The sequence below is a fragment of the Micromonospora sp. NPDC005206 genome, assembly GCF_040608175.1.
Lineage (GTDB): Bacteria > Actinomycetota > Actinomycetes > Mycobacteriales > Micromonosporaceae > Micromonospora.
Window position 1 is genome coordinate 1 of sequence record NZ_JBEXHU010000043.1, and the last position, 23,886, is coordinate 23,886.

Consider the following 23,886-nt stretch of genomic DNA (forward strand, 5'->3'; position numbering starts at 1 on the left):
TCGGCCCTTCGGACAAGCCACTTCCCGGACCCGCCACCACCCAACCTAAACCCGCCCTCCGAGCGGTGTCTTGACACAAAGGGGTGCCATGAGCGAACGTTCGGAAGGGGTTGGGTCTTAGATCTCGACCTCGGGCAGCGGGAGCACCTCAGTGTCCCGTCAGACGGCTCCGGGTGATCGGTCGGCGGTAGGCTGCGACGTGGAGTCCTGCACGAGCTTCATCGACACGAGTTCGGTGAAGCCGGCGCGTCGCGCGAAGCGCACTTTCCGACGCTTGTACACCGTGAAGCCGAGCTTGGCGTAGAGGCCGAGGGCGGGTGCGTTGGTGTCCTTGATGTCCTCGAGCACGTACTCGCGATACCCGGGCAACTCCAGCAGGTGACGCAGCAACGCGGTCGCGACGCCGCGACCCTGATAAGCCGGCTCGGTGGCGACGAACCCGATCTCGGCGAGCCCGGGCCGGGCGTCGTCGGAGGGGCACATGAACCATCTCCGGATCACCACGTAGCCGAGCAGCCCGCGCGCCAGCCCGAGATGACGCCGGATCTCCCGCCAGCGCGGCGCGAACAGCGTCTGGTCGCTCTCGGTGAGCGAGGCGAGGCCGGCGGGCTCCCCGTCCACGAGCGCGATGTAGAACCGTTCGAGCAGCAGCATGTGCTCGAACGCGTCGGCCAACTTCCCGGTGTCGCGCGAGAACGCGACGAAGTCCGCTGCGAAGCTGCGCACGTAGACCTCGGTGATGCGGCGCCGGTATCCCTCGCCGAGTTCGTCTCCCCACTCGACCACGACCATCGTCTCGACCATCCCCGTCCACTCCACGTGTCACGCACCCGTACGGGTTCGACCATATCCAGCGGCACGCACGCTGAAGCGCGCCCGAGGTTTGATATCGCGACCAATCTGGGCGGACAGACGCACGCTCATCGGCACGTCCGGACGCCGGCGACCGGCGCCGACCTCACCCTCGGTGACGAGGGCTTCGCGGCAGTTGAGTACGCCCGGCGGTGGCGCTCTTCGGCCAACCGGGAAACCCGTGGCCCGAGGTTTACTTGACCCTCGACCCGGTCGAGGGCTCACTCTGCATGGGTGACGTCCGGAGAACGCGACAAGCGAACAGACCCGCTCTTGATTAGCCTGGAATTGCTGCAGCCGATACTGCGGGCCGGCTGGGGAGCGGATACCTGCGACCCGCATGATATGCAGGACTGGCATCCAGACAACGCAGCCCGTGGTCAATGCGGAGCGACCGCACTGATCATTCAGGACCTGCTCGGCGGAGAACTGATCCTCGGTGAAGTCTTCGCCAGAGACGCCAAGGTCGGCTACCACTATTGGAATCGGTTACCCGACGGCCGCGACGTCGACCTCACCGCTGATCAGTTCTACCTGCAGGAAGTCGTTGTCGGCGGTCAGGTGCAGCAGCGCCCGCCCGGCCCTCCCCGGCGATGTCGCCAGCAGTACGAGATCTTGCGGCATCGTGTCCTCGCCACCCTGTACGGCAGCACGGCAGAGGAACCCGCGTAGCGGTGACAGTCGACCAACAGCCACGCGCACGGTCGGCGGCAGAAGCGGATACCTTCGCCGATTTCAGATCTTGCGTTCGGCTCCTGCGCTGCCACGCCGCCGACATGCAGGCCTCGGCCTCGGCCTCGGAACCGAGGATCCGGTAGGCCGACCCGAAGATCGCAGGTCGATGCGATTCCCAGTGGGTCTCCGCCAACGTGCCGGTCAGTTCCACTCCCGAACTCCTGCATGCTCGGATCAGTGCCTTCCACGCTTTGGTATACACATGCGACGCTTCGTGGAAGGGAACCGCCGTGGGTTACGAGACCACGTTCACCGGCCAGGTGACGATCACTCCTCCGCTGAACCAGCACGAGATCGACTACCTGCTGGCGTTCGCCGAGACCAGGCACGAACCCCGGTCCACCGGCCCCTACGCCCTCGGCTACGGCGACGAGATCGAGGACGCCAGGGATCCAGACCCGCGCAAGCCCGGGTACTGGTGCAAGTGGGCGCCGACCGCCGACGGCACCGCGATCGCCTGGAACGAGAACGAGAAGTTCTACGATGCCGAATTCTGGATGGGGTACCTGGTGCACACGTTCCTGGAGCAGGACGCCACCGTCGCGCGCGAGCGGGTCGACCCGGTGCCCGGCCGGGTGTATCCGCCCGCGCTGGACAGGTTCACCTTCGGCCACGTCGTCGACGGCGTCATCGAGGCCGAGGGCGAGTGGCCCGACGACCGCTGGCGTATCGAGGTGCGCGCCAACGCCGTCTACGTGGTCCGGCTGCTGACCGAACCGGACCACGCCGAGTACCCCCGCGCCCACCGCGACGACTGGACCGACGAGCAGCGGGCCGACTTCGCGGCGCGGACCCGGCACAATTTCGTGTACCTGGTGCGGGACGGGCGGTTGCACGAGGTGGGCCCGGCGGACGGGACGTCGTTCGACCCGATCCCGGCCGACGTGGACTGAGCGCGGGCCCGGGGCGTCCGCGTGGGCAGGGCAGGGTTGCCTCGGCTGGTCAACGATGAACAGCTCGCCATGCTGCGGGTTCCGCAAGACCGCCGCCGATCGCTCGGTGAGGACCGCACTCGAATGATTCCCAGCCGCGCCAGCTGCTGTTGAAGACCGAGCGTCAGGGCGCCTCGAGGCCCAGCGCGCACGGTCGGCGGCAGATGCGGATGCGCGGCGGCAGCTCGCGCTGGACGTGGCGCGTTGTGCTGCTCGGCACCACCCCGCGCACCGTCGACAGCGACCCCACCAACGGTGTGGTACGCAAAATGGGGCGGCACGGTCCTGGACGCCGACGTCGAGGCTCTGCGCCAGGAGGTGGCCGTCTCTCACGACCGAATCATGGCTGAAGCGGGCAGCTGCGGCGGGCCGGGCCGGGCCCTCCCACCCGGCCCGCTCCAAGAGCGGAAATTCCGGTATAACGAGCATGCTGTTCCGCCAGCCGATATCGCCCCCTGGGAGTGCCTATGACGACGCAGTTGCGTGACCGTCTCGACGAGATACTCCAAGCTGGCCAGCTCGGCGGTCTGCACGCCGTCGCGGCGGTTCGCGGTGGTCAAACCTTGCTGGAGTACTACGGGGCCGGCGAGGACTACGCCTGGGGCGACTCGCTGGGCGTCGTCGAGTTCGGGCCCGAGACGCTGCACGACATCCGGTCCGTCACCAAGAGCGCGACCGTGCTGTTGTACGGCATCGCGCTCGGCGAAGGGCTGGTTCCGCCGCCGGCGGAACCGCTCCTGCGGCTGTTCCCGCAGTACCCCGACCTGGCGGTCGACCCTCAGCGTGCCCAGCTCACCGTCGAGCACGCGCTGACGATGTCGTTAGGCGTGGAATGGCGCGAAGATCTCCCGTACAGCAGCCCGGCGAACGCCGAGATCGCGATGGAGCTGGCGCCGGACCGGTACAGGTACATTCTGGAGCGGCCGATCCTCGAGCCGCCCGGCACCCGATGGACCTACTGCGGCGGTGCCACGGCTCTGCTCGGCCGGCTGATCGCCGACGGCACCGGGCAGTCGCTGCCGCAGTACGCGCAGGCCGTGTTGTTCGCGCCGCTGGGTATCGGCAGCTTCGAGTGGATGACCGGCGCGGACGGAGTGGCCTCCGCCGCGTCCGGGCTGCGACTCGCGCCCCCCGACTTGGCCAGGATCGGCGAACTGGTGCTGACCGAGGGAATCTGGGACGGCCAGCAGATCGTCTCCACCGACTGGATCCGCGCGATGCTCCAGCCACGCCTGCAGACCGGCTGGGGTGCGCAGTACGGCTACCAGTGGTACATCGAATCCATCGAGGGCCATCGGCTGGTGGCCGGCATGGGCAACGGCGGCCAGCGCCTTTTCGTCCTGCCCGACATGGACCTCACCGTGGCCGTCACCGCCGGCAACTACGACGACCCCGACCAGTGGCGGACCCCGCTCACGGTGCTGGAACGGGTCATCCTCCCTGCAACGGCCTGACGGCGCGGCGTCCGCCGGGTCAGCCCCGTCGGCAGGGCACACGTCTGGGCCGGAACCACCTCGCGCGTGCGGTTGGGACAGTTTCTGCGTCGCCAGAAGCGCACCCGCGGCACGGCGCCCGATCGACATCCGGTCATCGGCAAATCCGTGCGTTGAGGGCGACGTGGCCGTGTTTTGCGGTGGCCGGCCGACCAGGTCGCCGGCTGTTCAACTTACCGCTTGTCGGCGTACTCGTTGATGTGGCTGGCTGAATGGAACGGTGATCCGGAACTGTTCCGTTGAGGATCATCTTAGGTTCATGATCGACGGGGGAGGTGGGATCAGCGGGTGAGGCCTCGGAGCTTGTCCGGGTTGCCCTGCATGCGTACGCCGGTGATCCGCTCGCCGTCGAAGTCGAGGCAGATCGCCCCGGCCGGTTGCCCGTCGGCCAGGCCCAGGATGCCCGGCCCGCCGTTGATCTCGGTGATCACGAGCCGTGTGTTCTGCGTCTCCGGCTTGGCGAAGACCCCGAGCAGCCAGCGGGCGACGTTGTCGGCGCCTTCCAGCGGCCGGCGGGCCGCGGTCACCTTGCCACCGCCGTCCGACCAGCAGATCACCTCGGGCGCCAGGAGTTCCATCATCGCGTTCAGGTCGCCTCCGGCACAGGCCTTGCGGAACCGGTCCACTGCTTCTCGGCGTACGCCTTGGTCGACGTCGAAGCGAGGCCGGCGGGCCGCGACGTGCGCCCGCGCCCGGACCGCGGTCTGCCGCACCGCGACCTCGGACCTGTCCAGAATGGATGCGATCTCGGCGTGGTTGTAGCCGAAAACGTCGTGGAGCAGGAAGATCGCGCGTTCGGCGGGGGTGAGCGTCTCCAGGACGACGAGCATCGCCATCGAGATCGACTCGGCCATCTCGGCCTCCTGGCCCGCGTCGGGCGCGGTGAGCACCGGCTCGGGCAGCCACGGCCCGACATACGTCTCGCGGCGGGCGCGGGCCGAGGTGAGTTGGTTGAGCGAGAGGTTGGTGATGGTCTTGACCAGGTACGCCCGGGGGTTCGCGAGTTGGCCGCCGTCGACGTCGCGGCACCGCAGCCAGGCCTCCTGCAGGATGTCCTCGGCATCGGCGACGCTCCCCGTCATCCGGTACGCGACGTCGAAGAGCAGCCGCCGATGCTGAGCGAAGACCTGGCTATCGATCATGGGAACAGGCTAGACGTGACCGAGCGCCTGCGCCCGCAGCCCGTCCAGCACCGTCGCGTACGCGGGCTGCCACCCGAGCTCGCGGCGGGCCTTCTCGCTCGAGACTCGCATGGTGACGCCGAGCATCAGGTGCATGTAGGGCGCGACCGCCATCATCCACGTGGGCACGGTGAACGGCTTGGGTGTGCCGAAGGTCTCGGCGATCGCCCGGATCATCTCCCCGAAGCCCATGTGGTCATCGACGACGTTGTACGCCTCACCGGGCCGGCCGCGATCGATCGCCGCGACGACGGCGGCGGCCGCGTCGGCCAGGTGCGTCCACGGCGAGATGTGACCGTGGTCGTTGAACGCCGGCAGTTGTCGCTTCCGCAGCATGTGCACCATCGTCTCGGTGCCCCCCGGCCCGTAGAAGAAGCCGAATCGCAGTGAGATCGCCTCCAGCCCCGACTCCCGGGGCAAGCGCTCCTTCTCCCGCATGCCCTCCAGGTGCCGGTTGATGTTCGGGTCCGTCACGGACGCCCCGAACTCGTCGGCCTCGGTCAGAACGCGGTCGCCGAAGTCGCGGTAGCCGTAGCCGACGGCGACGTTCTCGCCGATGAAGCGGCGTACGCCCGCAAGTTTGGCCGCCTCGATCAGGTTTGCGGTCCCGGTGACCCGCAGGTCGTCGGTGCCGAACATGCCCTTGTGCGTCATCGGCGGCTTGCGCAACGCGGTCGCGGCGTGCACCACGACGTCGGCCTTGATCCCCTCGAACGCCCGCAGCAGTCCGTCGCGGTCGAGCAGGTCGGCGCGGATCTCGTTGCCCTCGCCGCGGCCCACGCCTAGCACGGTGTGCCCGGCGTCGGTCAGCGCCTCGCGGATGTGCCGGCCGAAAACACCACTGGCTCCGGCCACGATCACACTCTGGTTCTTCATCTCCGTCATGGCCATGGGACAAGGCGGCCTTCCGATCCGTGACATACCCGGGCGTGACCCCGGTCACTCGAGTCCTCCACTCCGGGCCTTGAATTCCAACAGTGAGAGGATCTTGTGGCAGCTCGATAGTCGTCTCGGTGCCGAGTTGGCGATGCAGGCTTGAAAACGCCCACGGGAAAGCTGTGGCGACGCCTCAGTCGGTGCACCTCTCATCGGCATGATCGAGTGCACTGTCATCGGCAGATGCGTGTGTCTGATCTTCGGCGAGGGGCAACGATCGGCGTGATCCGTTGGGTAGAGGTCGTCATCGTCGTGGCCGCCCTTTATGAAAGTCCACATTAACGTCCTTGCACAAAGGGCTACGGCGTCAACAGCGGCTCCACGAACATCACCGACTGCCCGCGGGAGCCGACGGCGGGTAACCGCTCGATCGCGCCGTCGCGCACCGACAGCCGTACTCCGCTCGCGGGTTCGCGCGGGAAGTGCCAGGGGTGGTAGCCGAAGAGCACGTGTTCGGTGTCCTCCCAGATCGGCTCTCGATACGTCCCCTGTGGGGACCGCCGGCGGTCCTCAGGCAACCACCACACCTGCGGCTGCACCGTAGCTCCCGGCTCGACCGGGAACAGCGTGAGCGCCGGCGGGTTGGAGCGCACCGTCCACAACCGGTCACCGCCGGGCGCGAGCCGGGCCATCTGGTCGACCGGCACCGTCACCGTCGTCCCGTCTGGCCAAACTACGGTGATCCCCTCCACCTTCCGCGCGCTGCCGGTGCCGGTGAGCGGGTCGATCTGCTGCACCGGGTGCGCGTACCGCTCCGGGTCGGTGCCGGGTGTCCAACGCATTGTGGCCCACTGGGCCTGGTGGTCGGCGAAGAAGACCGTGCCGCGGTACGCCCCGACGAGGCTGATCCCCCGGTCGTCTGGCCATGGCATGGTCTCCACCGGGCCGCCGCCCAGGTCGATCACCCGCAGCTGGTACCGCGACACCCGCCGGCGGTGCTCGCTGTCGACCACCGCCACCCGCCGGCCGTCGCCCAGCAGCATCACGCCCGGCATCCGCACCTCGTCGATCTCGGTCACCTCGCCGGCCGCGGAGACCAACCGGGCCGGGTGCCCGTGGCTCACCACAAGCACGCCCTGCCTGGTTTGGAGTGCCCGGCTCCAGCGCGCGGCTTCGAGCCGGGCCAGGTCCACCCGCGCGCCGTCGCGCCACCCGACCAGGGTGCCGTTCGCCTCGATCACGCCGGCCCGCGGCGGCGCACCGAACGGCGGGCCGGGCGGCTCCTCCCGGTTGCGCTGCGGGAACCTCACGAACATCCCGCGGCCGTCCGCCGCGTCGCCCGCCACCCGCGCCATCGCACCCAGCATGAAGCTTCTGGTCGACGGGCCGTCCGAGTTCGGCGCCGGACCGGACAGCATCGGCGCGGCGACCGACATCCTGGTCGGTGTAACGGGCGCGGCCGGCGCGGTTGGGACGTCCGGTACGGTTGGGGTGACCGGCGCGGTCGGGGGGGCCGACGCCGGGCTCGGCCGGCGTCCCAGCCACAGCCGCAGCGGCTCCCCGCCGTCGACGTGCAGCAGGCCCGTCCGCTCCGCGAAGGCCAGCCCGTCGCGCAGCTCTGCCTCGCTCACCAGCAGCCGTTCGGCCAGCTCGGCGGCTGTGGTCTCCAGCGGTGCCCGGGATGCCCACCTCAACACCGCCTCGAGATCCTCGGCCAGCGGGCCGTACCGGCTGCGGGCGTCCTGCAGCCGGACGGACCGGACCCGGTCGGGCGGCAACGACAGCACCGTGTCCACCCGGGCCGGCCGCCCGGCGCGGTAGCCGTCCGGGCCCTCGCGAACCAGGATGCCGGCGGCGGCCAGCAGCGGCAGCAGGTCACGCTTGCGGCGCACCGGCGGCACGCCCAGCTCGGCAGCGATTTCGTCAAGCCGGCGCTGCTGCCCGGCCAGCCGAGCCACCACCTCCGCGCGCTGGGCGGCGTTGCGCTCATCGAGGTCGGCGTGGCCGGTGGTCAACGGCTCCCGAGGCGGTTGCCACAGCGGCGCGTCGAGCCATCCCGGCGGGCGCGAGTGCGTCCGGCCCCAGTCGTCGATGTGCTCCACGGTCACCGGCCCGGCGTGCTCACGGGCCGCGGCGTTGACAATGCCGGCCAGTTCCATCGGCTCGTACTGCAGCTCGGACTGCCAGCCGTCGTAGCCCGGACCGACGGCCGGCCGGCCGCGAGCCAGCCAGACCGGCGGCTCAGGTGCCGGATCCGGCCAGAAGCGCAGCAACCAGCGATCCCCGAACCCGTCCTCGGTGTCGCCCCGCCGGCGCGCCACCCGGACCCGGTAGCAGCCACCGCCACCCAGCTCGAGGTCGGCCGGACCGGCGCCGCCGGTCAGGACGGTCAGCGACAGACCCCCGGAGCTCGCACGGTAGGGAGTCTCCAGCACGTCGTCGAAGCCTGCGTGGTCAGCTGGCGGCGGGCCGTCGTGCAGCTCCAAACGCACCATGTGGTGGCCGTCGCCGGCCTGACACAGGATCCAGCCGGCGCCAGCTCCGGCGAACGTGCCGGTCGGCTCGTCTTCACGGTCACGCCCGCGCGGCAACTCCGGATCGTCGCCCGGCTCCCCCGGGTCGTCCGGGTCCCGCAGGACGACGAGTCCATATTCGGGAGAGTAATCGTCGTGCTCGAACGCCCGTACGACGGCCACGGCGGTCAACCTAGCAAATCCGGCCGTGACCGTAAGGCGGCAGCCGGGGCAGCGACAAGCGCGTCAGGCCAACCAGTCGTGAGAACCGCCCCGTCGGCCCCGACGGTCCACAGCACCGGAGCCACCAGCGCGCGCTGAAGCGGCGACTGTCCAACGTCGTCTACGCCCAGATGGTCGCCGACCAGAAACGACGGCAGGCGGCGGATCCGGGAGGGCACTCGGGGACGACTCTGCAATCCAGCGTGACCGACCTGACCCCGGACATCGGCCCTTCGGACAAGCCACTTCCCGGACCCGCCATCAACCACCCTAAACCCCTGGTTCGAGCGGCGCCTTGACATAAGTGCCATAAGTGGATGGCCAGCTCGCCCGCTGGTACGCGGTACCGGCGGGCGAGCTGACGCCTACCGGCCTGGCAATGTCAACGCGTAGGTCAGCCCGCGCCGTACCCAGGTGACCAGGTCCGAACGTGTGGCACAGGCCTGCTCGGCCACTGTGATCCAGCCCCGCAAGGGTCGGCTGCGCATCACCATTGTGGCGGTACCGGGTTCGGCGAGCATCATCTCGTGGTCGGCTCGGGCGATCCGCACCATCAGGCCTCCGCCGTTGAGTGCGACGACGGCCATGTGGCCGTGCACCAGCCAGGCGAGCCCGCCGAACATCCGCTTCTCGGTAACGCCCGACTGGTCAGCGAGGGCCTCCCGCACCCGGACGGCCAGTTGGTCATCGAACGCCATCACCGGCCTGCCGGCGTTGGAACTCTTCGAACGGCAGACGGTCGAAGATGAACCGGTTGTGGACGATCTTTCCGTCCCGGACCGTGACGCACTCGGCCGCCGGTGCGCTTTTGGCCGGGATCGTTTCGGTGTCGTACATGAGCAGGGCTGTGCTGTCGTCCCCGAATGCGGCGATCATCTCCGCGCTGATCAGGAACTGTTCCGCGAACGGCCTGAGAAACTCGCGGTAGGCGTGGATGCCGGCGAGTCGCCCGGGAGGGGCATCGAGCACGACGTCGTCCGCGATGTAGGTCATCGCCGTTTCGAGGTTCTTGCCGGTCCACGCGCGATGATGAGCTAAGGCGATCTGCAATGCTGGGCTGGTCATGATCTCTCCTTCGGTGTCGCCCGTTACGACACCCCCGAGCCGGGAAACGGAACGGCTGTGGCACAGGTCACGTTCGAGGAGCTGGTGGCAGAGCACCGGCGCGAGTTGCTGGTGCACTGCTACCGCCTGCTGGGCTCGGTGACCGATGCGGAGGACGTGCTGCAGGAGGCGCTGCTGGCGGCTTGGCGCGGCCTGGACGGATTCGAGGGCCGCTCATCGCTGCGGTCGTGGCTCTACCGGATCGCTACCAACCGCTGCCTCAACGCGCTGCGGGATCGGGGCCGACGGATACCGTCCGAGCCCCAGCCACCGTTTCAGCCGCCGGAGCCCAGCCGCCGCACTCACGTGACCTGGCTGCAGCCCTACCCGGACGCGCTGCTGGAGCACGTGCCCGACGCCGACCGCGGCCCGGAGGCTCGCTACGCCGCGCGGGAGGAGATCGAGTTGGCGTTCATCGCGGCGTTGCAGCGCCTCACACCGCGGCAGGCCGCCGTGCTGGTGCTCTGCGACGTGCTCGGGTACCCGCTCGGTGAGGTCGCGCCGATGCTGGACACCACACCGACCGCGATCAAAGGTCTGCTGCAGCGGGCACGCGGCGCGATCGAACGTCACCGCGACCCCGCCCGTGAGGCGCCGCCCGCGCCTGGATCGGCGCGCGAACGTCAGGTGGTCGAGCGCTTCGCCGAGGCCTTCGCAGGTAACCATTTCGACACCCTGGTCAGTCTGCTCACCGACGAGGCATGGCTAGCCATGCCGCCCGCCCCGCACGAATACCACGGCGTGGCCGCCATCATCTCGTTCCTGCGGACCAGCGCCGCTTGGCGCGTCAGCCAAAGGCTAAGAATCCGGCTGCGCCCTACTCGCATGAACGGGCAACCTGCGTTTGTCTCGCACCTCGTCGGGGACGGCACCGAGCGACCCGGCGGGCTGGTGGTGCTCACCCTGGCCGGCGACCGCCTGAGCGGCATGACCCTGTTCCTTCACGGCATCTGAGCCCAGTGCCCTGGCGACTGCTCGACGGCTACGGCTACCGCCTCGCCGAGATCCCGAAGGCTCGAACGGGCTGCCACGGTGCCAGTTGAGGCACCATGCCGTCAAGATCGGATGCGCTGATCTCGGCACGACCGGACGGCGCCTGGCTCAAGCGATCGTGACGCTCTGCAGCTCACGGTCCGCGGCAGAAGAGGATGCCGACCTTGTCAGCTGCGAACTCGGTTGGTGTGAAACTTTGGCGAGGAGCAGACCATCGACACCTCCGACACGATCACCCTATGGAGGCCCACCGGGCAGGCCGAACTCGACCTCGTGGCGGAGTCCAGGTGGCGGGCTTGGCCACCACGCCTGCCGGATCAGCCAATCTTCTACCCCGTGCTTAACCGCTGGTACGCCACGAAGATCGCCCGCGAGTGGAACGTCCCCGCCGAAGGTGTCGGCTACGTAACCCGGTTCAACGTCCAGCGTTCCTACCTGGACCGTTACGAGGCTCACCAGGCCGGTGGCCGCGACGTGCTGGAGTACTGGATCCCCGCCGCAGAGCTTGCCGATCTCAACGCCCACATCGTCGGCGCGATCACCGAAGAAGCCGATTACCGCGGCCCAGTAAACGACCAGGAGTTCACCGACGCCGACAAGGCCCTAGGTCAAGCTCTGCCTGCCGCGTGGCGAACCTACCTCCAAGGTGAGTCGTGGCTTCGACGAGGCTGGATGACCAGCGGAACCTACGTGTGGCTCAAGTCGCCACGCGAAATGCTCGAGCTGCATGACGCCTGGGACGAAGCCACCGATGCGCACCCCGGCATCGCGATCATCGGCGGTGACGGCTCCCATGAACAGCTTGTACTCGACCTGTGCAGTGACCCTGCACCGGTGCTGCTCGTCGACATCACAAGCAGCGGGTGGGACAGCGCCATCAGACAAGCCGACAATGTCGGCGAGCTCATCGACCGCATCGAGGCGGGTACCTTCGCGTTCGACTTCGACGATTAGTAGACATCGGCGAGCATGGTCGAACCCTCACCTCGCGGCCAGAGCACTCACCTCGGCAGAGAGTCGAGCAGCATCGGCTGGGGCGCGCGGTCGGCGGCAGAAGCGGACGTTTATCGGTTCCTCATGGTCAGTACGGCGTCTGTGCTCGATGCGCGCGTCGATGCCCGTCGGGACGTCCATCCTGGGCCTGGCTCGGCCCCGCAGCTTATTAGCGGCGGCGTCTGCGAGCGGGGCATCGCGCTACTTCCGCCACCGCGTCGTCAACCACATCGGCTTCGTCGTCGCCGGCGTGGCCCGCGACCAGGCCGGCGTCCACGCGGCGCGGTTCCGCTCGGGCGAGCGCCCCAGCGTTGTTCTGGATGGACGTGGTCGGGGTGGGGACCGGGCCAGCGGATGGTGTCGACCCAGTCGTACGGCGGTTGCCAGGTGACGGTTCGTTGACGCGCGGACGCCGCGGCAGGGGCTCGGCCTTGCCCCGCGCGTTCGGAGCTGCGATTCCGGCTTCGTCCGCGAAGGTCACGGCCACGCACGCCACGGCCGAGCAGGCACCCACTCGGCCGACTTCGTCCCCGACGGGATCCTCGACCGGTTGTGTCTGCTCGGCCGGGTCGTCTAGCCCGATCTTGCCCTCGGCCACCAATTGCAGCACCAGGGTCGCGGTGAAGGTCTTGGTGTTGCTGCCGATCCGGAACCGCCCGTTCGTCAGCGGCTTCGCGGCCTCGCCCAGCTTGCGTACCCCGGCGCTGCCGACCCACTCGCCCCGCTCATCGTGCACGCGCAGCTGCACCGCGGCGAAACCGGAATCGACGATCTCCTGGATGGCCTTCTGCAGCTCCGGGCGATCCTGCCCAGCAGCGGCCACTGCGGTGTCGTCGACCGGCAGCATGCCGGTCTCCTGCTAGGGCTGGGGCGTCCTCTCCCGTGATCTCACCCAGGCGGTGAAGGCCTCGATCGCGTCGATGACCGCTTCGAAGCGGAGCGAGTGGAACAGATCGAAGGCGTGGTTGCCGCCGCGCAGCTCGGCGTAGACGACGGCGTTGGTGGAGGTACGGCGGAGCTGGTCGGCGAAATGCCGGGCATCTGCCACAGGCACCAGCGGGTCCAGGTCGCCGTGCGCCACCAAGAACGGCGGTGCGTCCGCGGTGATGTGGGCCAGCGGCGAGGACTCTGGTCCCTGGCCGAAGTAGCCGCCGTACCAGCCGTTCAGGTAGATGGCGCCGGTAACGTAGGTGTCGGCGTCCTCGAAGCCCGGTTGGAAGGCGGGGTCGTTTGGGGTGAGCGCGGCCAGCGCTGCCATGTGCCCGCCCGCCGAGCTGCCCGCGACGAACAGCGTCGCCGGATCGGCCCCGTACTCGTGAGCGTGTTCCCGCACCCAGGCGATCACCTTCTTGAGGTCGATCAGGTGGTCGGGGTGCTGGGCTTGTGGCCTCAGCCGGTAGTTGGCGCTGATGCACACCCAGCCCCGGCTGGCCAGGTGGTAGAGCAGCGGCAGCGACTGGCTGTTCTTGTGGCCCCCGGAGTATCCGCCTCCGTGCAGGTGGATCAGTACGGGCGCGCCTTCGGGCCGTGACCGGTGGTGGTAGACGTCGAGCAGGTTTCTGCGACCTGCGTCGCCGTAGGCGAGATTGGCCACGCGCCGGACCTCCCACCGGCGCCGGAAGATGGGCCGCAGCACGATGCGGGCCCACGGAAGGCGGTGCCGCAGCCCTTCGGCCAGCTCGGCGTCGAGGGTGGTGCGCCACCCGGCCCCGAGCCCTTCGTCCATGGCGTGCTCGATCCTCGCCCAGTCCCCGAGTGCGCGGTGGGCGATGATCGCGAGCCCGGGCGTGGTCGCGGCGGCCAGCCCGACGACCGCCCACCCGCCCGCCGAGTTGATGTCGCCCTCGGCGAACGCCAGCCACGTCGGCAGGATCAGCATGTAGAGGAAGGCTGCGAACGGCAGTTCGTTCACGACCAGGCCAGAGTAGTAGCTCAGGCGGCCGAGCGGGCGCGACCACGGCACCGGCGCCAGCGCGAACAGCGTGCCGATCGCGACGAACGCCACAGTGATCAGATAACCGACGGGCACGGGACCTCCAAAAATTTGCTCATCACTCGCTCCTGGATGTCGTGCTCGGTTGCGATGCCAGGAACGCTACGACAGTTGCCAGCATCTTGGCAAGAATTTGCCAGAAGTATTTGCCTGCGAGGCGTCTCAGGGTAGGGCAGATTGCCAGGCTTGAGGCAAGCTGGCTAGACTCGGGATGTGGTGGAACAACCAGCCTTCGGCCGCCGACTCAGGCAACTACGGATCGAGCGAGGTCTGACCCAGGGCGCGCTCGCCGGCGACGACATGTCGACCGGCTACCTGTCCCGGCTGGAGTCCGGGGCCCGCCAACCCACCGAACGCGCGCTGACGCACCTGGCCAGCCAGCTCGGCGTCAGCACCGAGGAGCTGATGCAGTCCACCGCCTCATCACTGGCGCGCAGCCTCACCATCGCCACCGGCCTCGGCCCCGACGAGACGGGCGAGCTGCTGTCCGGCGCGCTGGCCACCGCCGAAGGCGAGGACCCCCTGCTGCGCTGGCAGGCCCTGTGGCAGGTCGCCGACTGGCGACGGCAACGCAAGGAGTACGCCGAGCAGCGGGCCTGCCTGGACGAGCTGACCACCCTCAGCGACCAACTCGGACTGGCCGAGCTGCGGGCCAGAGCACTGGCCGAGCTGGCCCGCTGCCTACGGTCCACCGGCGAGGTCCCCGCCGCCGTCGACACCGCGCTGACGGCCCACCAGCTCGCCAAGGACAACACAGTGGCCCCCTATGTCATGGCGAACGTCTTGCTGGCCGTGGTGTCCGCGCTGGCCGAGGCCGACCGGCTGCCCGAGGCCAGCCGGCACACCAACGAACTGCTCAGCCTCGTCGAGGGCCGGTCAGACACGCTGTGGGCCGAGGCACTCTGGACCGCGGCCCACATCCGGCTCCGCCAAGGCGAGCCAGCCGCCGCGGCCGAGCTGCTCGGCAAGGCCGTGCGAGGGTTCGACGGACGGGACAACCCCACCCTGTGGACACGCCTGCGAATCAGCGCGGCCAAGCTCAACCTGGAGACCACCCCACCGGACACCGAGGCCGCCCACCGCCGCGTCGAGGAAGTCCAGGCCAGCCTTCCCCTGACCGGAACACCCGCCATCGAACAAGAGCTGCTGGCCCTGCGCGCGCACCTCGCCATGCACACCGGACACGCCGCCGAGGCCCGCGCGCTGCTCGACCAGCTCGACCGCCTCGACCCGCTCCTGCCCTACCAGGACCGCATCCAACTCGACGTGCTGCGCAACCGGCTCCTGTTACTGGACGGCGCACGCGACGAAGCGGTGGCCGGCCTGCGCGGCCTCGCCGAACAAGCCCAGGACAACGGCAACATGGCGCTGGCCGCTGAAATCTGGCGGCTCCTCGCCGAATCCCTCGCCCAGGACACACCACGGCCGGCTCGCGCGTAGACCCAGGCAGCAGCCGGCCAGGTGAAAACGCGACGAGATCACAGTGGCGCGGTTGCAGACAGGCCACCCGTCCCGCTGATCAGTCGTCGACGCGCCGGGAGACGACCTTCACCAGCGTGGGAAGCAGTCCCGAGCAGCACTCATTTCGCCTGGCCAGGCAATTTCGTCGGTGCCCCCACACGCCCACAGGCCCATCCGACCATCGGCAGACACGTTCGTTGTGGTCGCTACGTTCCCGAGGCCATGTAGGCGGCGAGGATGTAGTTGGGGTGGCGGTCCAGGTTCTTGCGGGCGCGGTCGTAGCGCATGGTGGTGCGGGGATCGGCGTGGCGGGCGGCGATCTGCACGTCGCGCAGGCTCACGCCAGCGTCGAGCATGGTGGTGACGAAGGTGTGGCGCAGCATGTGTGGGTGCATCCTCGGCATCCGGATCCCGGCGTTGGCGGCGAGGTGCTTGAGCCGGCGGGTCGCGGCGTGCCGGTCCATCCGCGCGCCGAGGGTGTTGCGCAGGACCGGACCGTCGAGGCGGCCGTCGACGGCGCGGTCTATGGCTCTGGCCACCGCGGGCGGCAGCGGGACGAGGACGACCTTGCCGCCCTTGCCGCGCACGCGCAGGACGCGGTGGCCGTGTTCCTCGCCGAGGTCGCTGATGTTGGCGCCGCAGGCTTCGAAGATCCGCAGCCCGAGCAGTCCGAGCATGGAGACCAGGGCGAAGTCGTTCGGGTTGGCCGATAGCCGTGCGGTGGTGATCAGTGCTTCGAACTGTAGGTGGCCCAGCCCGAGGGTGGGTGATTCGGGTGGCACCGTCGGTCGGCGGACATAGTCGGCGGGTGAGTTCGGCAGGATGTCGTCGATGACGCACACGCGGTAGAAGCCGACGACCACCGACAGCCGGCGGGAAACGGTCGAGGGTTGGAAGCGGCGTACGTCCTGCAGCCAGCGCACGTACCGCTCGATGTCCACCCGAGCCGCCGACAGCGGATCCAGGCCCTGGTCGGTACACCAGATGAGGAAGACGCGCAGATCGGAGTCGGTGTGCAAGCGCGTGTCACCACGGTACCGACCGAGGTAGGCGGCTACCGCCGCACGGAGAACGAGATGATCAGGAGAGACGATGTTGGGACCAGACGTGGGAGAGGTAGTCATACCTACGGTGCGTCACCGCTCACAGCCGGTGTCAACGCCCGCTGCGCGGCAGATTCGGATGCGCATTGGGTGCGACGCCCGACAGCTTGAGTCCTGCCGGCCCTTGCCCGGCAGAGACCATAATCTGGCCATGTATTGCGTCCATGCCGAAGTAGTCCGTTGGGTCGATGAAGATGGACGGCGGGCCGAGCGCGGTGGACCCGGACAGGTCGAGACCCGCGCCTGCCCGATTCTGCCCGGCTACGAGGCGCGGCAGCCCGGACCCGGGGCCGCCGCTCACCGCACGCCAAGGCCGCGATCGAGTGCACTCTTCTCGACATGTGTCCGGACGCTTATCGGCACGCCGACGATCACGTTCCGTGACGCTCGGATCGCGGCATGTCAGTGCGTTTGCTTGCGCGGCAACGTCGCACGCAGCATCTCGCGGGTGTAGCTCTCCGACCTGTTGGCGAGCGTGAACTGGCTCAAGTGCCCCCGCGCCGACGGGCGAATTGACCTGTGCGGGAACGGGCATTGCGGGCCGCTGTCTGGTGGAATCGGCGGCCCGATCCACCTCAGCGGGCGGCTGCGTGGGCGCTGACCGCGGACCTGATCTCGGTGAGGGTGTGATCGAGGGAGCGGTCGTCAATGACCACCGGGGCGCCGAGCGAGGCCAAATCGTTGCGGGCCTCCCGGCGCAGCCACCAGCGCGCCTGCGAGACCGTGGCGACCGGGTCGGCGGGTACCACCAGCAGCACGGGGGTCTGTGTCCGGCCGCGCATCTTGACGCCCGGCCGCACCTCGGCGATCTCGGGCCATTCGAGCCGGACACCCATCAGCGGCAGCCGGATCCCGTCCGGGCCGACCACCACCGCCGGCACCCGCAACAACGTGCTGGCCGCCACCGGGTAACCGAGCAGCACCGCGAAGAACGCGCCCCACACGACCAGCACCAGGCCCAGCACGCCGCCGCTCATTGCCCCGATCACGATCAGCGCCGCGCCGAGCAGTAGGAACGACAGGGACGCGGCGTTCGGCCGGACCCGCACGGTCAGCGCCATGTTGTCTCCTCCCTTGGTCCGCCCGGCATCATAGCGATCGGTCACGGCGGCGGCGCGACGCTCGTCGGAGCGTGTGCGCCCGAGGCCGCCCCCCGTATGGTCTCGTCGCCGGTCCGTTGGCGTGTTCACCGTTGGAAGTGTCGGGACTTCCGATCGATGACGCCGGCGATATGACGCACTTCATTGAGCGCGGATCGCGGCATGTCAGGACGTCCCCGGGGCCGCCGTCGAGCAACTCGAGGGCGCGGCTGAAGTCGGGGGATGTTGGCGCCGCTGGTCAGCACGTAGATCGGGGTGCCGTTGCCGTCACAGATCAGATGGTGTTTGGGAACCGGGCTTGCGCGGTTGACCGGCGACGGGCCTGTCCCGAGACCCCCTTTCTGGCGTCGATGTGATTGCCGTCCATCGCCGCGCGCGACCAGTCGATCCGGTTCCCTGTGTTCAACCGCTCGAGCAGGATCTGGTGGAGTTGGTCGAACACGCCGGCATCAATCCAGCGTTTCAACCGCCGCCAGCAGGTCGTACCGGGGCCGAAGCCGAGTTCTTGCGGGACTTTAAGCATGGCGAGGTAGTTAAGCGCCGTACACTCATCTCGGCTACCGGACGTTTTCGCCGTCATGCCCATCGCGCGAGCGGCACTCATCCCAGGCCGAGCGACCTTTCGAGCCCGTCGAGAATGAGGTCGAGCCCGAACACGAACTCGTCGCCGAAGTCGTAGCCGGGCTGCATGTAATACGAGGTCGCCATCTCGACGAGATGCGGGTACTCTCCCGCGCCCATCAGCTCCATAATCGGTTCCGCCACTTCGCCGACGCTCTCTGGGCCCTCGAACGGGAGGGCGGCCTCTTGAAGTGCGAAGCCGTAGACATAGCTGTCGATCAGCGCGTAGGCGTGCGCCGTCATCTCGGCCGAGAACCCGGCTTCGCGCAGGGTGGCGATGACGGTGTCGTGGTGGCGCAGATTGGCAAGCCCCGGGCTGCTCCGCGATTCCAGCAGCCCGATGGCCCAGCGGTGTCGCGCTAAGACCTGGCGGGCCGAGTGAGCTCGCCTCCGCAGCTCGGACCGCCAGTCACGGCCAGGAACCGGAAGCTCGATCTCGCCGAAGACGATGTCGACGAGCGCGTCGAGGATTTCGTCCTTGTTGGCGACGTGGTAGTAGACCGACATCGGCTTGACGCCGAGCTCCTTGGCGAGGGAGCGGATCGTGAGCGATCCCAAACCGCCGGAGTCGGCTACCGACAGCGCGCCCTGTAGGACGCGCTCGCGGGTCAGCCGCGCTCGCCGCCGGCCGCCCTCGCTGACTGGCTCAGACATTCATATTCCTCGTCCGTTCGTGCTATAGGCACCTTCGTACAAAGTACGTTAGCGTATTCGTACTAAGTACGGATCTTCAAGTTGACTTCCGGAGGACCGCTATGACGACCCCGACCAGGGCGACGCCGACGATGATGAGGGCGGTCATCCAGGACCGCTACGGCAGCTCGGAGGTCCTGCGGCTGGCCCGAGTCGCCCGTCCTGTGATCGCCGACCACGAGGTGCTCGTGCGGGTGCGCGCGGCCGGTCTCGACCGCGGCACGGAGCATCTGATGACGGGCAAGCCCTACGTGATGCGACTCGGCTTCGGGCTTCGGCGACCAAAGAGCCCGGTGTCCGGCCGTGACGTGGCCGGCACGGTAGCGAGAGTCGGCTCGTCGGTGACACGGTTCGCGGTCGGCGACGAGGTGTACGGGATCGCTCCGGGGTCCTTCGCCGAGTATGCCGTGGCGCGGGAGGACAAGCTCGCCCGGAAGCCGGTGAACCTGTCCTTCGCCCAGGCTGCGGTCGTTCCCGTGTCGGCCGGCACGGCGCTGCAGGCGCTCCTCGACGTCGGAAGGGTGCAGGCGGGTCAGTCCGTGCTGGTTCTCGGCGCGTCCGGCGGCGTCGGGACCTACGCGGTGCAGCTGGCGAAGGCCTTCGGCGCCGAGGTCACCGGAGTCTGTAGCACCGCAAAGCTCGACCTGGTGACCTCCCTCGGTGCCGACCACGTCATCGACTACAGCCACGAGGACTTCGCCGACGGGACTCGCCGCTACGACCTGATCCTCGACATCGGAGGACGCCCCTCGGTGAGGCGGCTGCGGCGAGCACTCGAACCACGAGGGACGGTCGTATTCGTCGGCGGTGAGAACGGCGGCAGCCTGACCGGCATGGGCAGGCAGCTGCGCGGAGCGCTGCTCTCACTATTCCTGCGGCAGCGTCTGGCGCTGTTCATGGCAAAGGAGCGCGCCACCGACCTCGAGCGGCTCACCGAGCTGATCGAGGCTGGCAAGGTCATCCCGAGCATGGACCGCAGCTACCCGCTCGACGAGGCGCCCAACGCCATGCGGCTCCTCGAGAGGGGCCAGGTCCGCGGCAAGGTCGCGATCACCGTCTGATCCCCGGACACATCACCGCCAACCGACTTCCAACCACCCGTCCACCCGACCGCAAGGAGCAACCCGTGACCGCGACAACCAGTGGCCCGCCGTTGCCCGACCAGCACGCCGCTGTTCCACCGCCCTCCGCTGCAGGCTGGGCAAGCGACACCGGCAGGACGTACGGACGCCTGATCGGGTCACTCTTCCTGGCAGGGTTCGTCACGTATGGAGTTGGCTTCGCCCTGGTCAGCTCCGTGGTGGACACGCCCGACTTAGGCACCAGCGTCTCCGCTCACCAGGCCACCCTGGTCCTCGGCGCCTGCCTCATGCTGTTGAACACCCCGTCGACATCGGCAAGGCCGTCTTGTTCTTCCCAATCCTGGAGAAGCACGGCAAGCGGACCGCCCTGACCTATCTGTCCGCGATGGTCTTCGAGGTCGCCCTGCTGGCAGTCGGCGCCCTCTGTCTCCTCTCACTCATCCCGTTGTCAGAGCAGCTCGATGCAGGGCAGGTCAGCGCAGAGCTAGCCCGGTCCCTGGGCTCGCTCGCGGTGGACTCCAACACGATGGCGTACCAGATTGGCCAGGCGGGGCTCGCGTTCGGAGCGTTCTTCCTGTGCGTCCTGCTCTACCGGACCCGCCTGGTCCCCCGGTTTCTGGCGGCGTGGGGCGTGGTCGGGTACGTGGTCCACTTCACGGGCGCCGTCGCCGAGATCTTCGGCAGCCACGTCAGCCTGGTCCTCCTCATCCCCGGCGCGCTGTTTGAGCTGACGTTCGGCGTCTGGCTTCTGGTCAAGGGCGTTCGCACCGAGCCGCATGCTCAGGGTGCGTGACGGCATGGTGCTGACCGACAAGGGTCTGATGGCCGGCAGGACGGTGCTGGTCACCGGCGCGACCCGAGGCATCGGCAAAGCGACGGCCCTGGGCCTGGCCTGTCTAGGTGCGCGCGTCGCGATCACCGGTCGCGACCGCGTGCGCACGGAGGCGGCGGCCGGTGAGGTCCGCGCAGTCGGCGGACAGGTGGACTCTTTCGTCGCTGACCTGTCCTCGCAGGCAGAAATCCGACGGTTGGCGGACGAGGCGCTAGAGCGCCTTCCCCGGATCGATGTCCTCGTCAACAATGTCGGGGGCTACTGGAACACCCGGAGGATCACCCCCGACGGTCTCGAGCACACCTTCGCGGTAAACCACCTGGCGCCCTTTCTGCTCACCAACCTGTTGCTCGACCAGCTGAGGCGGAGCGCCCCGTCCCGCGTAGTGTCCGTCGCATCGAACGCCCAGAGACTCGGTCGCATCGACTTTGACGATCTCCAAGGTGAGCGCTCCTAGAGCACGCGCCTACAACCAGTCGAAACTCGCGAACGTCCTGTTCACCTACGAGCTCGCCCGCAGGCTCTCGGCTGGCGACGTCACTGCCAACGCTACCCACCCTGGCCTCGTGAGCACGTCGTTCGGAGCCGAGGACCCCAGCCGATCCCAACGCCTGCTCGTCCCCTTCCTGCGCGCGTTCATGGCATCACCGGCACGAGGCGCCGCGACCTCGATCCAGCTCGCCTCCGCGCCAGCCCTCCAAGGCCGGACGGGGCTGTACCTCACGAAGGGCGGACCGCAGAGGTCGTCCAAACGCAGCTACGACGAGGCTACTGCCGCACGCCTTTGGCAGGTCAGCGCCGACCTCGTCGGCCTGGCCGCAGCGGGTTGACGACGGAGAAACGCGACCGCGTCGCTCCGAAAGGGTCGCACCCTTGCGGTGGATACAACCTCGACGTCCGATCATCGGCATGACCGCGCTCATCGCGGCAGACATCCCATGTTCTGAGGTTGTCAAGAAGTGGGCTGGAGATGTGCCCAGGCGGTTGCCTCGTCGTAGGTCGTATTGGTTTTGAGGCAGCCGTGCAGGATGCCGACGAGGCGGTTGCCGAGTTGGCGTAGGGCGGCTTGGTGGCCGGTGCCGCGGGTGCGGAGGGCGCTGTAGTAGGCGCGGGCGCCGGGTGAGCCTTTCAGGGCGCAGAACGCCCATTGGTGCACGGCGTCGGCGAGTCGTCGGTTGCGGGCGTAACGGGCCAGCACGATGGTGCGGGTGCCGGATGCGCGGGTGATCGGGGAGGTGCCGGCGTAGTTCTTGCGGGCTTTGGCGTCGGTGAAGCGGTGGGGGTCGTCGCCGAATTCGCCGAGGATCCGGGCGCTGAGGACCACGCCGAGGCCGGGTTGGCTCAGGTAGTGCTCAGCGTCCCGGTGCCGGCCAAAATGGTCGGCCACCACCTGCCCGAGCTGCTCGACCTCGACGTTGAGCGCCGCGATCAGCCGGACCTGAGCGGTCACGATGGCCGCGTAGGCGGCCTGGACGGCGTCCGGCTGGCGCAGCTGCGCCCCGCGTAGTCGCTGCTGCAGGTCGGCGGCTTTGGCGTCAACCTGGCGGCGGTTCGCCCGCCGCAACGCCGCGGCGATCTGCGACCGCGATAGCCGGGCGGCGCGAGCAGGATCCGGCGCACGCGCCAGCAGCTCCAACGCGTCCGACGCGGTCAGGTCGTCGACGACGTCCAGGGCGGCGGGGAAGAACTCCCGCAGGACGCTGCGTAGCCGCAGCAGCTGCCGCGTGCGGTCCCAGATCAGGGTCTGATGGGTGCGGGCGACGAGTTTCATCGCCTCGGCTTGGTCGCTGTCCGCGGCGACAGGTCGGTGATGGGCGTGGTCCAGGCGCACGATCTCGGCGAGCACGTGCGCGTCGCCGGCGTCGGACTTCGCCCCCGAGGTGGAATGCCGTTCGCGATAGCGGGCCACGGACATCGGGTTGATCGCATACACCTGATAGCCGGCCGCGATCAATGCTTGCACCCACGGGCCGCGGTCGGTCTCGATCCCGATCCGCACCTGCGCTGCGGCCTCGCCCGGGTCCAGGTCGGCCCACTCGGGCGGCATCCGCTCGGCGATCAGCGCGTGCAACCGGGTGACGCCCTCGAGACCTTCGGGTAGCCGTTTACGGGCCAACCTCGCACCGTGGTCGTCGACGAGCTCAACGTCGTGGTGGTCCTCGGCCCAGTCGTCTCCCAGATACAACATCACGCCACCTTCCTCGATGGACAGTGTCGTCCATGGCAGCGTGGAAGAGACCTCAGCGATCTAATGGCCAAGTACTCACCGCGAACATCCGGGGCACGTCATCCCATCAGCTGTCCAGCCTCCTCACGACCAGCGGGCGCACGGTCTGCCGCAAGACCTTGAAGGCCCGAAGAGAAGAGTGCTGACCCGCCAGCCGCTACCGGAGCCATCCTGCCGCAGCAGGCTGACAGAACCCATTAGAAGAGGATGTCGCATGCCCGAAGAGCGGGGCGAGCTGGCGCAGTGTCAGGTTGGTGCGCCAGTACGCCGCGACCGGCAGCACCCGATCTTCCAACGGCAGGCCCCACGGCCGGCCCCGGCGGACCGCGTCCGTTCCTTCACGCCGCAGCATGGTCGCCAACTTGCCGAAACTGCGCGGGCTCAGCCCGGTGAACGGGGCTATCCAGGACGACTGCGACGCCGTGATCACACCAGCCATTCCAAGACCATCTCGCCCGCGACCAGCAGCCATACGACAGCCCTTAGGGTGAGCGGGTGGTCGAACATGATGTGAGGAAGGTGCGGGTGGTGTTGCCTGCCCACGTGGTCGAGGTCGGGACCGAGCCGCTGGACCGGCCGATGCGGAACTCAGTGGGCGGCTGGCCATTCCTCGACGACGCCCAGGAATGGCCCGAGTGTTTCTGCGGCGAGCGGATGGCTCTGTTCTTTCAACTCGACATACCCCCGGACGTGGAGATTTTCGGCGGAGACCACCTGCTGGTCTTCCACTGCCGTGCTCACAACGACGCATCCGAACCCGAGTCGGCCAATGGTCGGCTTGTACCCAGGGCGATTGCGTAGTCGATCGGTGGGTGCCCTGAGCTGGGAATCTACGGGGTGAGTGGCCTCTGTGGAGGCGGGAAGAGCGGGTGAGATCGCG

At 68.5% G+C, this 23,886-nt stretch carries 23 protein-coding genes and 2 pseudogenes; 11 read left to right on the forward strand and 14 right to left on the reverse strand.

All coding sequences use genetic code 11. The features are described from left to right. Positions 1–159 precede the first annotated feature (159 nt). Positions 160–804: an N-acetyltransferase gene (locus ABZU69_RS35405; protein WP_354968612.1), complete on the reverse strand. Its 645-nt coding sequence runs from the start codon at positions 802–804 to the stop codon at positions 160–162. 282 nt (positions 805–1,086) lie between these two features. Here ABZU69_RS35405 and ABZU69_RS35410 point away from each other — a divergent pair, with 282 nt between their 5' ends. The 3 genes from ABZU69_RS35410 (at position 1,087) to ABZU69_RS35420 (ending at position 3,973) form a co-directional block, all read left to right on the forward strand. Then, positions 1,087–1,524 carry a hypothetical protein gene (locus ABZU69_RS35410; protein WP_354968613.1) on the forward strand — a complete coding sequence of 146 codons (438 nt, stop codon included), beginning with the start codon at positions 1,087–1,089 and terminating at the stop codon, positions 1,522–1,524. A 293-nt stretch (positions 1,525–1,817) separates the two neighbouring features. After that, positions 1,818–2,480: a hypothetical protein gene (locus ABZU69_RS35415; RefSeq protein WP_354968614.1), complete on the forward strand. Its 663-nt coding sequence runs from the start codon at positions 1,818–1,820 to the stop codon at positions 2,478–2,480. Between the two features lie 506 nt (positions 2,481–2,986). After that, on the forward strand, positions 2,987–3,973 hold the full coding sequence (locus tag ABZU69_RS35420; protein ID WP_354968615.1) for a serine hydrolase: 987 nt from the start codon (positions 2,987–2,989) through the stop codon (positions 3,971–3,973). 320 nt (positions 3,974–4,293) lie between these two features. Here the strand turns inward: ABZU69_RS35420 and ABZU69_RS35425 are convergent, their stop codons facing one another. From ABZU69_RS35425 to ABZU69_RS35445, 5 genes are all read right to left on the reverse strand, one after another. Further along, a complete protein-coding gene (locus tag ABZU69_RS35425; RefSeq protein ID WP_354968616.1) occupies positions 4,294–5,154 on the reverse strand; it encodes an RNA polymerase sigma-70 factor in 861 nt (286 codons plus the stop codon). Between the two features lie 9 nt (positions 5,155–5,163). Further along, positions 5,164–6,084, reverse strand: a complete 921-nt coding sequence (locus ABZU69_RS35430) for an NAD(P)-dependent oxidoreductase (protein WP_354968617.1) — start codon at positions 6,082–6,084, stop codon at positions 5,164–5,166. Positions 6,085–6,428: 344 nt separating this feature from the next. Further along, positions 6,429–8,765, reverse strand: a complete 2,337-nt coding sequence (locus tag ABZU69_RS35435) for a hypothetical protein (RefSeq protein ID WP_354968618.1) — start codon at positions 8,763–8,765, stop codon at positions 6,429–6,431. Between the two features lie 404 nt (positions 8,766–9,169). Then, a complete protein-coding gene (locus ABZU69_RS35440; RefSeq protein ID WP_354968619.1) occupies positions 9,170–9,502 on the reverse strand; it encodes a TfoX/Sxy family protein in 333 nt (110 codons plus the stop codon). Further along, entirely contained in the window at positions 9,489–9,869 is a 381-nt protein-coding gene (locus ABZU69_RS35445; RefSeq protein WP_354968620.1) for a nuclear transport factor 2 family protein, read from the reverse strand. Before ABZU69_RS35445 ends, ABZU69_RS35440 begins: the two co-directional genes overlap by 14 nt. Before the next feature lie 57 nt (positions 9,870–9,926). Here ABZU69_RS35445 and ABZU69_RS35450 point away from each other — a divergent pair, with 57 nt between their 5' ends. Then, positions 9,927–10,862, forward strand: a complete 936-nt coding sequence (locus ABZU69_RS35450; protein WP_354968621.1) for an RNA polymerase subunit sigma-70 — start codon at positions 9,927–9,929, stop codon at positions 10,860–10,862. Between the two features lie 252 nt (positions 10,863–11,114). After that, positions 11,115–11,441, forward strand: a pseudogene (locus ABZU69_RS35455) (ADP-ribosylation/crystallin J1); the annotation flags it as partial. 622 nt (positions 11,442–12,063) lie between these two features. Here ABZU69_RS35455 and ABZU69_RS35460 read toward each other — a convergent pair. Further along, positions 12,064–12,741, reverse strand: coding sequence for a serine hydrolase (locus ABZU69_RS35460; protein ID WP_354968622.1), 678 nt, complete (start codon positions 12,739–12,741; stop codon positions 12,064–12,066). 12 nt (positions 12,742–12,753) lie between these two features. Beyond that, the gene (locus tag ABZU69_RS35465) at positions 12,754–13,923 is read right to left on the reverse strand and encodes an alpha/beta hydrolase (protein ID WP_354968623.1); all 1,170 of its coding nucleotides are present in this window, start codon (positions 13,921–13,923) and stop codon (positions 12,754–12,756) included. A 180-nt stretch (positions 13,924–14,103) separates the two neighbouring features. Between ABZU69_RS35465 and ABZU69_RS35470 the strand changes: the two genes are divergently transcribed. Further along, positions 14,104–15,327 carry a helix-turn-helix domain-containing protein gene (locus ABZU69_RS35470; RefSeq protein WP_354968624.1) on the forward strand — a complete coding sequence of 408 codons (1,224 nt, stop codon included), beginning with the start codon at positions 14,104–14,106 and terminating at the stop codon, positions 15,325–15,327. A 227-nt stretch (positions 15,328–15,554) separates the two neighbouring features. Here ABZU69_RS35470 and ABZU69_RS35475 read toward each other — a convergent pair whose 3' ends face one another. The 4 genes from ABZU69_RS35475 to ABZU69_RS35490 all read right to left on the reverse strand — a co-directional run bounded on the left by ABZU69_RS35475 (position 15,555) and on the right by ABZU69_RS35490 (position 18,826). Next, the gene (locus ABZU69_RS35475; protein WP_354968625.1) at positions 15,555–16,367 is read right to left on the reverse strand and encodes a tyrosine-type recombinase/integrase; all 813 of its coding nucleotides are present in this window, start codon (positions 16,365–16,367) and stop codon (positions 15,555–15,557) included. Between the two features lie 659 nt (positions 16,368–17,026). Further along, positions 17,027–17,512 carry a hypothetical protein gene (locus ABZU69_RS35480; protein ID WP_354968626.1) on the reverse strand — a complete coding sequence of 162 codons (486 nt, stop codon included), beginning with the start codon at positions 17,510–17,512 and terminating at the stop codon, positions 17,027–17,029. A 313-nt stretch (positions 17,513–17,825) separates the two neighbouring features. After that, the gene (locus ABZU69_RS35485; RefSeq protein WP_354968627.1) at positions 17,826–18,137 is read right to left on the reverse strand and encodes a hypothetical protein; all 312 of its coding nucleotides are present in this window, start codon (positions 18,135–18,137) and stop codon (positions 17,826–17,828) included. 14 nt (positions 18,138–18,151) lie between these two features. Beyond that, positions 18,152–18,826, reverse strand: a complete 675-nt coding sequence (locus ABZU69_RS35490) for a TetR/AcrR family transcriptional regulator (protein WP_354968628.1) — start codon at positions 18,824–18,826, stop codon at positions 18,152–18,154. 134 nt (positions 18,827–18,960) lie between these two features. Here ABZU69_RS35490 and ABZU69_RS35495 point away from each other — a divergent pair, with 134 nt between their 5' ends. The 4 genes from ABZU69_RS35495 (at position 18,961) to ABZU69_RS35510 (ending at position 21,609) form a co-directional block, all read left to right on the forward strand. Beyond that, positions 18,961–19,926, forward strand: coding sequence for an NAD(P)-dependent alcohol dehydrogenase (locus ABZU69_RS35495; RefSeq protein WP_354968633.1), 966 nt, complete (start codon positions 18,961–18,963; stop codon positions 19,924–19,926). A gap of 331 nt (positions 19,927–20,257) precedes the next feature. Beyond that, a complete protein-coding gene (locus ABZU69_RS35500; protein ID WP_354968634.1) occupies positions 20,258–20,740 on the forward strand; it encodes a DUF4386 domain-containing protein in 483 nt (160 codons plus the stop codon). 4 nt (positions 20,741–20,744) lie between these two features. Continuing rightward, positions 20,745–21,236, forward strand: coding sequence for an SDR family NAD(P)-dependent oxidoreductase (locus ABZU69_RS35505; protein ID WP_354968629.1), 492 nt, complete (start codon positions 20,745–20,747; stop codon positions 21,234–21,236). Further along, the gene (locus ABZU69_RS35510; RefSeq protein WP_354968630.1) at positions 21,223–21,609 is read left to right on the forward strand and encodes a hypothetical protein; all 387 of its coding nucleotides are present in this window, start codon (positions 21,223–21,225) and stop codon (positions 21,607–21,609) included. Before ABZU69_RS35505 ends, ABZU69_RS35510 begins: the two co-directional genes overlap by 14 nt. 122 nt (positions 21,610–21,731) lie before the next feature. Here the strand turns inward: ABZU69_RS35510 and ABZU69_RS35515 are convergent, their stop codons facing one another. Next, positions 21,732–22,967 (reverse strand): IS110 family transposase, encoded by a 1,236-nt coding sequence (locus ABZU69_RS35515; protein ID WP_354968631.1) that lies wholly within the window; start codon positions 22,965–22,967, stop codon positions 21,732–21,734. A gap of 235 nt (positions 22,968–23,202) precedes the next feature. Continuing rightward, a pseudogene (locus ABZU69_RS35520) lies at positions 23,203–23,445 on the reverse strand (transposase family protein); the annotation flags it as partial. A 56-nt stretch (positions 23,446–23,501) separates the two neighbouring features. Here ABZU69_RS35520 and ABZU69_RS35525 point away from each other — a divergent pair. Then, complete coding sequence (locus tag ABZU69_RS35525) at positions 23,502–23,807, forward strand: hypothetical protein (RefSeq protein WP_354968632.1); 306 nt, start codon at positions 23,502–23,504, stop codon at positions 23,805–23,807. Positions 23,808–23,886: the final 79 nt, after the last annotated feature.